The sequence below is a fragment of the Mycolicibacterium houstonense genome, assembly GCF_900078665.2.
Taxonomy (GTDB): domain Bacteria; phylum Actinomycetota; class Actinomycetes; order Mycobacteriales; family Mycobacteriaceae; genus Mycobacterium; species Mycobacterium houstonense.
In genome coordinates this window covers 3863893-3872744 of sequence record NZ_LT546207.1, presented here as the reverse complement: position 1 = coordinate 3872744, position 8852 = coordinate 3863893, and the positions used below count along the sequence as shown (strand labels likewise).

Annotated in this window: 8 protein-coding genes and 1 pseudogene; 3 read left to right on the top strand and 6 right to left on the bottom strand. The window is 67.6% G+C overall.

The features are described from left to right. Both BN4332_RS19300 and pgfA read right to left on the bottom strand, forming a co-directional pair. On the bottom strand, nt 1-571 hold a 571-nt coding region (locus BN4332_RS19300), incomplete at its 3' end, for an MmpA family trehalose lipid delivery protein (RefSeq protein WP_494337822.1). A 20-nt stretch (nt 572-591) separates the two neighbouring features. Next, nucleotides 592-1782: a cell envelope lipid trafficking protein PgfA gene (pgfA, locus tag BN4332_RS19295; protein ID WP_066900646.1), complete on the bottom strand. Its 1191-nt coding sequence runs from the start codon at nt 1780-1782 to the stop codon at nt 592-594. 235 nt (nt 1783-2017) lie between these two features. Between pgfA and BN4332_RS19290 the strand changes: the two genes are divergently transcribed. Then, nucleotides 2018-3136, top strand: a complete 1119-nt coding sequence (locus BN4332_RS19290; protein WP_235654287.1) for an acyltransferase family protein — start codon at nt 2018-2020, stop codon at nt 3134-3136. On the opposite strand, the gene BN4332_RS19285 is transcribed toward BN4332_RS19290, so the two are convergent. The 4 genes from BN4332_RS19285 to BN4332_RS19270 are packed head-to-tail and all read right to left on the bottom strand — an operon-like array spanning nt 3099 to nt 6459. Beyond that, the gene (locus BN4332_RS19285; RefSeq protein WP_066900644.1) at nt 3099-4583 is read right to left on the bottom strand and encodes an AMP-binding protein; all 1485 of its coding nucleotides are present in this window, start codon (nt 4581-4583) and stop codon (nt 3099-3101) included. The two genes, BN4332_RS19290 and BN4332_RS19285, sit on opposite strands and share 38 nt — an antisense overlap. 1 nt (nt 4584) lies before the next feature. After that, entirely contained in the window at nt 4585-5556 is a 972-nt protein-coding gene (locus tag BN4332_RS19280) for a phosphotriesterase family protein (protein ID WP_066900642.1), read from the bottom strand. A gap of 19 nt (nt 5557-5575) precedes the next feature. Continuing rightward, a complete protein-coding gene (locus BN4332_RS19275) occupies nt 5576-5992 on the bottom strand; it encodes a PPOX class F420-dependent oxidoreductase (RefSeq protein ID WP_066900639.1) in 417 nt (138 codons plus the stop codon). Further along, complete coding sequence (locus tag BN4332_RS19270) at nt 5989-6459, bottom strand: MarR family winged helix-turn-helix transcriptional regulator (protein ID WP_066900637.1); 471 nt, start codon at nt 6457-6459, stop codon at nt 5989-5991. Before BN4332_RS19270 ends, BN4332_RS19275 begins: the two co-directional genes overlap by 4 nt. Nucleotides 6460-6579: 120 nt before the next feature. On the opposite strand from BN4332_RS19270, the gene BN4332_RS19265 reads away from it, so the two are divergent. Together BN4332_RS19265 and BN4332_RS19260 are read left to right on the top strand one after the other, a co-directional pair. Next, nucleotides 6580-7194 carry an isochorismatase family protein gene (locus BN4332_RS19265; RefSeq protein WP_066900635.1) on the top strand — a complete coding sequence of 205 codons (615 nt, stop codon included), beginning with the start codon at nt 6580-6582 and terminating at the stop codon, nt 7192-7194. Then, a pseudogene (locus tag BN4332_RS19260) lies at nt 7186-8441 on the top strand (MFS transporter); the annotation flags it as partial. The gene BN4332_RS19265 and the pseudogene BN4332_RS19260, both read left to right, overlap by 9 nt. Nucleotides 8442-8852: the final 411 nt, after the last annotated feature.

The following is an 8852-nucleotide window of genomic DNA, read 5'->3' as shown; positions in this document are numbered from 1 at the left end:
CCACCCGCGCGCGGCCCCAGCCGTGACCGGGCGCCGCGACGCACACCAGCGCCACCGTGGCGGCCAGCATCAGGCCCGTCGGTGTCAGCCCGGCCAGCGCGGTCCAGAACAGCAGCCCCCACACCGGCCCGAGCCCGGGATCGGTACGCAACCGCAGCACGCACACCGCCACCCAGGGCAGAGCGCCGTAGCCGATGAGCAGGCTCCAGTGGCCCTGCAGCAACCGTTCGGCCACGTATGGATTCCAGATGGCCAGCGTCGCGGCGATGAACTGGCCCGGCAAAGCCGACCCCAGCACCGTGGCTGCCAGTCGTGCCGCGCCCCAGCCGGCCAGCATCAGACCCGCCACCAGCAGGAACTTGACCACCAGGCCACCGTCGAGCACCGACGACGTTACGGCGACGAAGAAGTCCTGCGGCAGGGCCCGCGGCGCGGCCTCACTCAGGCCGAGGGCCGCGTCGGTCAGATATGACCGCGGGGTGGACACCGCATCGCGCAAAAGCAGGTAGCCGGGCCCCAACAGGGGCCCGGCTACCAGTAACGACAGTGCCAGCGCATAGGCCGGCAGCAGAGCGGAGCGCAGCCTCAGATCTATCGGTCCGGTGGCAGGTCGGACGGTCGCTGCGCAGGCAGTTTCTCGGTCTTGGCCTCGGCGCCGGGGACTTGGAAGCCCTGGGTGTCGAAGAAGCCATGGTCAGCCGTGTCCAGCCCCGGATCGATCAGGGTGGATTCGGCGCGGATTGCGAACGATCCGACCACCGCACCGCCGACCAGCGCCAGCAGGCCCAGCGCGGCGAACGTGATCGGCAGGACGCGAGTCCACAGCGAGACCCGGTCCCGCTCGTCCTGGGCGGCCGCCACCTGCGACTCGACGGTCTCCTCGTTGTAGGTGACCTTGTAATCCACGTAAGTCACCTCGGGCTTGAGCGCGTCCCGGGCGTAGTACTGGTAGCCGTGGTCCTGTGCCTTGACGATGGTGCCCGACACCGGGTCCACCCAGAAGGTGCGCTGCGCGGCGTAGAAGCGATCCATGGTGATCGACTCGTCGGGTTCACCGGGCACGCCCCACATCTCGGCGCGGGCGGTGACCGAGCTGTCGGCGTCGTCCTCGTACAGCGACGAATACTTGACCGGGTCGGCCAGCTTGCCGTCGGTGTCGTAGCCCACGTTCTGGATGAACCGGTATGTGGTCAGCCCGTTGACGTCTTCTTCACCGTCATAGTTCGCATCGAACGGCTTCTGCGCGATCGGATCGAACAGCGGGTACGTCTTCTTCTCGGTGTCGAACGGGAACCGGTAGGTCAGCCCCTCGTGCGGCAGCGCGATGTTCGTCGGCGGCTTCTCGTCCTCGATGGCCCGCGGCTTCTGCAGGGCGCCGCCCGGGTTGTTGTCGCTGGACACCGCCATCGCGGTGCTGCGGTCCATCGTGACGGTGTCCACCATCGCCAACAGCAGGCCGGAGTCCTTCTGCCGGTCCGTGCGCCGCAGCGTGCTGCCCACCTGAAGCGTCACCACCTCGGCATTGGACGGCGATTCCACGCTGACCTGCTGCTGCAGTGCGACCGGCACGTTGCGGTCCACGGCGAACTTCTCGGCCACGAGAGATTCCGGATCGAACGCGGTCGCGGTTCCGTCGCTGACCAGGCTGGTGTCCAGATTGAGCGGGATCTTGGCGATCTTGCCCTCGGTATAGGTGGTGAGCAACAGTGCGGCGATGAGCAGGGCTGCACCCAGCCCCATCAGTCCGCATGCCGCTATACGCAGCGCCACTGCGCGGTTCAAACCGGGCCTCCTTCAGTGTGGGCCAACTCGTCGTGAGGCAAACCCGTTCGACCCTAACAGCACTATTTAAGGCCATTACTTACTCCGGTGACATCCCGCGGGTGCATTGACCCGCAGTTTGGCGGGGTTGGCGGTGCGCGGCACACTGGTCGCCGTGACCACGGGAGGATCGGGCCCCGAAGCCGGTCCGGAGCAAGTCGGCGGGACGCGCAGTTTCCTGCCGGCCGTCGAAGGCATGCGCGCCTGCGCGGCCATGGGCGTGGTGCTCACCCACGTGGCCTTCCAGACCGGGCACACCACGGGGATCAGCGGCCGGTTCTTCGGCCGGTTCGACCTGGCCGTCGCAGTGTTCTTCGCGCTATCGGGTTTCCTGCTGTGGCGCGGTCATGCCGCTGCCGCCCGGGGGCTGCGCCCGCGCCCGCGCACCGGTCACTACCTGCGATCCCGGGTTGTGCGGATCATGCCCGGCTACGTGGTGGCCGTCGTGGTGATCATGCTGCTGCTTCCGGAGGCCAAGGCCGATCTGACGGTGTGGTTGGCCAACCTGACGCTCACCCAGATCTATGTGCCGCTGACGTTGACGGCGGGCCTCACCCAGATGTGGAGCCTGTCGGTGGAGGTCAGTTTCTATCTGGCGCTGCCGGTGCTGGCCCTACTGGCGCGACGCCTGCCGGTGCGGGCCCGCATCGGGGTGATCATCGCGCTGGCGGCGCTGAGCCTGCTGTGGGTACGCATCCCGTTCGACGGCACCACCGGACTCAACCCGTGGAACTGGCCGCCGGCGTTCTTCTCCTGGTTCGCCGCGGGGATGGTGCTCGCCGAACTCACGGTGAGCCCGTTCGGTTGGGTGCACCGACTGGCCCGGCGCCGGGTGTTGATGGGCGTCATCGCCGCGGTGGCATTCGGGATCGCGGCCTCCCCGCTGGCCGGCCTGGAAGGTCTGCATCCCGGCTCGGTCGGTCAGGTCACCCTCAAGACCGCGATGGGTGCGGTCGTCGCGGGTGCGCTGCTGGCCCCGCTGGTCCTCGATCATCCCGGCACCCGCCACCGGATTCTCGGCAACCGGGTGATGGTCACGCTGGGTCGCTGGTCCTATGGGCTGTTCGTCTGGCATCTGGCCGCGCTGGCCATGGTGTTCCCGATGATCGGGGAGTTCCTGTTCAACGGCCAGATGATGGTGGTGCTGGTGCTGACGCTGGTGTTCGGCTTCGCGCTGGCGGCGGTGAGCTATGCGCTGGTGGAGTCGCCGTGCCGGGAGGCGTTGCGGCGCTGGGAGTACCGGAACGAGCGCCCGATACCGCCGCTGGACAGCTCGATCACCCCTGAGCCGGAGCCTGCGCCAGCCGCGCGATGACCTCGTCGCGTACCGCCGTGCGACGGGCCTTGCCCGCATCGTCGCGCAGTGGGTTGTCGACGAATTCCACCGTCGCGGGCACCTTGTAGCCGGACAGGTGCTCGCGGAGAAAGGTCTGCACCGTTTCCTCGTCGAGTTGCGAGCCGTCGGCCTTCTGCACCAGGACATGGGGTACCTGGCCCAGATCCTGATGTGGCACCCCGACGGCCAGGCACGACAGCACATCGGGATGCTCGGCAAGTGCGGCCTCGATCTCGGCCGGGTAGACGTTCTTGCCGCCGACGGTGAACATGTCCACTCGCCGGTCGTTGAGGTAGAAGAACCGCTCCTCGCCGTCGTCGACGTAATACCCCAGATCGCCGAGCGAGTCCCAGCCGTCGCGGTTCTTGGCGGCGCTGCCGACATAGCGGTAGGTCGGCGCGCTGTCCGGCCCCGGACGCATGTAGATCTCGCCGGTCACCCCCGGCGGGCATTCCCGGCCGTCGTCGTCGAGCACCTTCATCTCGCCGGCCACCACCACACCGACGGATCCGGGGTGTCTCAGCCACTGCTCACCGGAGATGAAGGTCAGTGCCTGAAGTTCGGTGCCGCCGTACAGCTCCCACAACGCCTCGGGGCCGAGCAACTCGATCCAGGCTCGCTTGACCGCGGGTGGGCACGGTGCGCCGACATGCCAAAACCTCCGAATGCTGGACAGGTCATAGGCTTCCGGGTCCGCGCGGTACACCGGCAGCAGCCGCTGCATGATCGTGGGCACGGTGGTCAGGAACGTGACGCGGTGATCGGTGACCGAGCGCAGGAACTCGGCCGGGTCGAACCGCGGCATCAGCACCAGATGATGACCCTGCAGCAGCGCGATCGCGAACGTGGTGAAACCGGTGTTGTGGCTCATCGGCACCGACATCAGGGTGACATCGCCTTCTTGCGCGCCCAGCGAGGCGCCGATCAGGGCGGGCACCCGGCTGTCGCCGCCCGCCTCGATCAGCTTCGGGCGTCCGGTGCTTCCTCCGGAAGCCATCGACTTCCACGTCGGGGATACCGCCTGTGGCAGCGGCGCGTCGGACAGCTCGCTGCCGGGGGTGAAACCTGCCGGAACCCACGGTGTTTCACCGGACTCGCGTCCCACCACCAGGGCGCGGCGGCGCAGTCCCAGGATGCCGGCGAACTCGGGTTCCGGCAACCGGGGCGACAGCGGTTGTGGCACGGCGCCGAGTTTCCAGATGGCCAAGGTGGCCTGGACCCATTCGATCGAGTTGGGCAGGCTGATGGTGACGTAATCCCCTTGTCGCACACCGTGTTCGGCGTAGGCGCGGGCCAGTCGATTGGTGGAACGGTCCAGTTCGGCCCGGGTGAGTGTGACGCCCCGGCAGGTCACCGCCGGGCGGTCCGGCTCGGCGGCGGCCAGTTGGCCGAACTGGATGGGGATCGGGGGGATGGCGTCGGTCATCTCAGTACCCGCCCTGACCGTCGAAGATCCGTCGTGGGTTGTCCACCAACATCGTCGTGATCTGCTCCTCGGTGACTCCGCGCGCCCGCAGGGCGGGCAGCACGTCGTTGTGGATGTGCAGGTAATGGCTGTTGGGCAGGGCCGCGGTGGTCATCTCGTCGGGTAGTGCGTCGAAGTAGCACCAGGTGTCGTGTGAGAGCACCATCTTCTCGGCATGGCCGCGCTCGCACATGGTTGCGACGGTGGCGACCCGGTCTGCGAACGGCAGGAAGACGTCCACGCCGAAGCGGTCCATGCCGATGTAGGAACCGTTGGCGATCAGCTCCTCGAGATAGCCGATGTCGGTGGTGTCACCGCAGTGCCCGATCACCACCCGGGACAGGTCGACGCCCTCCTCGGCGAAGATGCGCTGCTGTTGCAGGCCGCGCCGGGTGGGGGCGTGCGTATGGGTCGAGATCGGCACCCCGGTCTGCCGGTGGGCCTGGGCCACGGCGCGCAGGACGCGTTCCACGCCGGGGGTGATGCCCGGTTCGTCGGTGGCGCACTTGAGGATTGCCGCCTTGATCCCGGTGTCGGCGATGCCGGATTCGATGTCGCGGACGAACATCGCGGTCATCGGCTCGGGGCGACCCACGGCGGGGCCGTTGAAGTGAAAGGCCAGCGGCAGGTCGTTGTAGGTGTAGAAGCCGGTGGCCACGACGATGTTGAGGTCGGTGGCCTCGGCGATCCGGGCGATACGCGGAATGTAGCGGCCCAAACCGATCACCGTGAGATCGACGATGGTGTCGACACCGCGGGACTTGAGTTCGGTCAGCCGAGCGATCGCGTCGGCCTCCCGGCTGGCGTCGTCGCCCCAGGACTCCGGATAGTTCTGGGTGAGCTCGGTCGTCATGATGAAGACGTGCTCGTGCATCAGCGTGGTGCCGAGCTCGGAGGTATCGATGGCGCCACGCGCGGTGTTCACAGTCGGCACGGTGCCGATGCTAGGCGGATCAGCCGCCGGTGCGCTGCGATTCAGTCCAGTCTCTGGCGGTGGTGCCCGCGCCGTCGAGGCCCCAGCTGATGATCCGGCGCGGCACGATCCGGATGATGTCGCCGCTCAGTCCACCGTCGGTGGTTCCGGCCCCGGGCATAGCCGTTGCCGTGCCCCGGATTTCGATTCCGCGCGCGTCGGGTGGGCGCACCGAGAGCACGGTGTCGACGATGAATGCCACCTGCGGGTTGCGCAGCACGTTGCGCCACTTCTGCGTTGACGCCAGGGCGTGCCCGACGATGTCGACGGTGGCCTCGCCGGGGCCGAGGTGAACTCCGACCGGGCGGATCTGCGGATCGCCGTTACGGCCGACGGTGCACAGCCGTCCGATCGGTTGCTCGCGCAGGTAGCTCAGCTCGGCGTCGGTGAATGTCATGATGTCTGCTTTCCGTGGGTGTCTTGCAGATGTCGGTCCAGGCGAGTGAACACCCGTGTCACACAGTCGAGTTCGTCGGGCCGGATCTGGTCGAAGAACAACTCGCGCACCGATTCGCTGTGCAGTGGCATGGCGGTTCGAAGCACCTCGACGCCGGTGGCGGTCAGCACCGCTCGGTAGCCTCTCCCATCTTCGGGGACAGATTCGCGCAGTACCAGGCCACGCTTGGCCATCGAGTTGATCTGGTACGTGATCCGGCTGCGGGAGAACACCATCTTCTCGGCGATCTCACTCATCCGCATGCGGTGGTCGGCCGCGTCGTTCAGCAGCATCAGCAGGTGATAGTCGATCAGTGACAGACCCGTGGCCTCCCGAAGGCGCTCATCGAGAAGCGTCTCCAGGCGGACGCTGTACTCGATGTAGGGCCGCCAGGTCTGCGCCTCACCGGCCGACAACTGGGCTGCCATGCGCGTCACCTCCTCGCGTTATTGATTCGAATTTTAACCTGTCTCTCCCGTCTCTTGAAATAAACCCGCAACGTACGTAGTTTCCAATAATACAAATTTTAACTACCGTAAGGAGCCGCGATGACCACCACCTTCGGTCTGATCGACCCGGACGACGCCGTCATGCTGTTGATCGACCATCAGTCCGGCCTGTTCCAGGTCGTCAACGACCAGCCGTTCGATCAGGTACGCCGCAACGCGGTAGCCCTGGCCAAGCTGGCGAAGATCGCCGGTATCCCGGTGATCACCACCGCCTCGGTGCCGCAGGGGCCCAACGGCCCACTGATCCCCGAGATTCACCAGATCGTCCCCGACGCCACCTACGTTCCGCGCAACGGCGAGATCAACGCGTGGGACACCCCGGCGTTCCGTGAAGCCGTCGCCGCCACCGGACGCAAGACCATCATCGTCGCCGCCGTGATCACCTCGGTCTGCCTGGTCGAGCCGGCGTTGAGCGCCCTGGCCGACGGCTACCAGGTGTATGCGGTGATCGACGCGTCCGGAACCTACTCGCAGGTGTCGCAACAGACCGCGATGGCCCGACTGGTCCAGGCGGGGGCCGTGCCGATCGACACCGCGGCGGTGGCCAGCGAGGTGCAGCGCACCTGGAACCGCCCGGACGCCGCCGAGTTCGCCGAGCTGTACTCCGGCGTGATGACCAACTACCGCCTGCTCATCGAGTCATANTCTTCCTGATCGGCTGCGGACAGGCACTGACCGCGCCGGCCTGGCAGGCGATCCAGCCGGACCTGGTTCCCCGCGAACAGATTCCGGCTGCCGCCGCGCTGGGCAGCATGAGCATGAACGGCGCCAGGGCGATCGGTCCGGCCATTGCCGGGGCGCTGGTGTCCCTGTCCGGCCCGACGCTGGTGTTCGCGCTGAACGCGGTGTCGTTCGCCGGGATCGTGGTGGTGCTGCTGCTCTGGCGGCGCCCGGCCGCCGAACACCTGTTGCCCGCCGAACGGCCGCTGGCCGCGCTCAGCGCCGGTGGCCGGTTCATCCGCAGTTCGCCGATCATCCGGCGGATCCTGCTGCGGGCGGTGTTGTTCATCGCACCGGGCAGCGCGCTGTGGGGCCTGCTCGCGGTCATCGCCGAACGCCAGCTGGGGTTGTCGTCGTCCGGATACGGGTTGCTGCTGGGAGCACTCGGGGTCGGGGCGGTGCTCGGCGCTCTGGTGCTGGGCCGGCTGCAGTCGGCCTTCGGGCTGAACACGTTGCTGATCGTCGCGGCGCTCGGATTCGCCGGGGCCACCGCGGTTCTGGCGCTGGTTCACAATTTCGGCGTCGTGCTGGCCGCACTCGTCATCGGTGGCACGTCCTGGCTGTTGGCGCTGTCCACGCTGAACGCGTCGATGCAATTGAGCCTGCCGGCCTGGGTGCGAGCCCGCGGGTTGTCGGTCTACCAACTGACGTTCATGGGCGGCCAGGCGATCGGTTCGCTGGTGTGGGGATTGGTGGCCGGCGCGACGACCACCGTCACGGCCCTGCTGATCAGTGCCGGCCTGCTGGCGCTCTGCGGGGTCTCGGCCTGGTGGTGGCCCTTGCACGCGCGCACCGGTGATCTCGATCTGACCCCGTCGGCGCACTGGCCCGAACCGGCGCTCGTGTTCGAGCCGGAGCCGCCCGATGGTCCGGTTCTGGTGTTGACCAATTACGAGGTGGAACCCGCGAACGAGGCGGAATTCTTCGCCGCCATGGGTGTGCTCGGCCGGTCCCGGCAGCGCACCGGAGCCACCCAGTGGCAGCTGTTCCGCAGCGTCGAGCGCCACGGCATGTTCGTCGAGGCGTTCGTGGTGCGGTCCTGGGACGAGCATGTGCGCCAGCACCGCACCCGGCTCACCGGCAACGACCTGCTCATCGAGCAGGCGGTCGAGCGCTGGGCTCGGGGCGAGCCGGTCTCACACCACCTGATCGCGGTGAACACCCGTCGGCTGCGGCCTTGACTGTGAGGCCGCTCACACTAAAATGACCAGTGGTCATTCTGCAGTGGGAGGGCCGTATGCCAACGGTGACCTGGGCTCGCGTCGATCCGGCGCGCCGCGCCGCGGTGGTGGAAGCCGCGGAGGCGGAGTTCGGCGCGCACGGGTTCTCCCGCGGCAGCCTCAACGTCATCGCCCGGNGCCTGCTACATGCGCTGCCCGCCGAATTGCGCGACGGCTACCTGCAATCCGTGTACCGCGCGGCGGCTCCGGGGGCAAGGCTCTACATCCTGGCCTTCGGCGCCGGGGCGTTCGCCGACCACGACGGCCCGGGGCCGACCCAATTCACCGAAGACCAACTGCGTGAGGTGGTTTCACGTCACTGGCAGGTCGACGAGATCCGCCCGGCCCGGTTGTACGCCGCCATGCCCGATG

What these genes read in the sequence shown, in the direction of transcription:
- BN4332_RS19290 (WP_235654287.1), top strand. Translation starts at nt 2,018, where the DNA reads ATGCGCGCCTGCGCGGCCATGGGCGTGGTGCTCACCCACGTGGCCTTC.
- BN4332_RS19270 (WP_066900637.1), bottom strand. Translation starts at nt 6,459, where the DNA reads ATGGCAGCCCAGTTGTCGGCCGGTGAGGCGCAGACCTGGCGGCCCTAC.
- BN4332_RS19275 (WP_066900639.1), bottom strand. Translation starts at nt 5,992, where the DNA reads ATGACATTCACCGACGCCGAGCTGAGCTACCTGCGCGAGCAACCGATC.
- BN4332_RS19285 (WP_066900644.1), bottom strand. Translation starts at nt 4,583, where the DNA reads ATGACCGACGCCATCCCCCCGATCCCCATCCAGTTCGGCCAACTGGCC.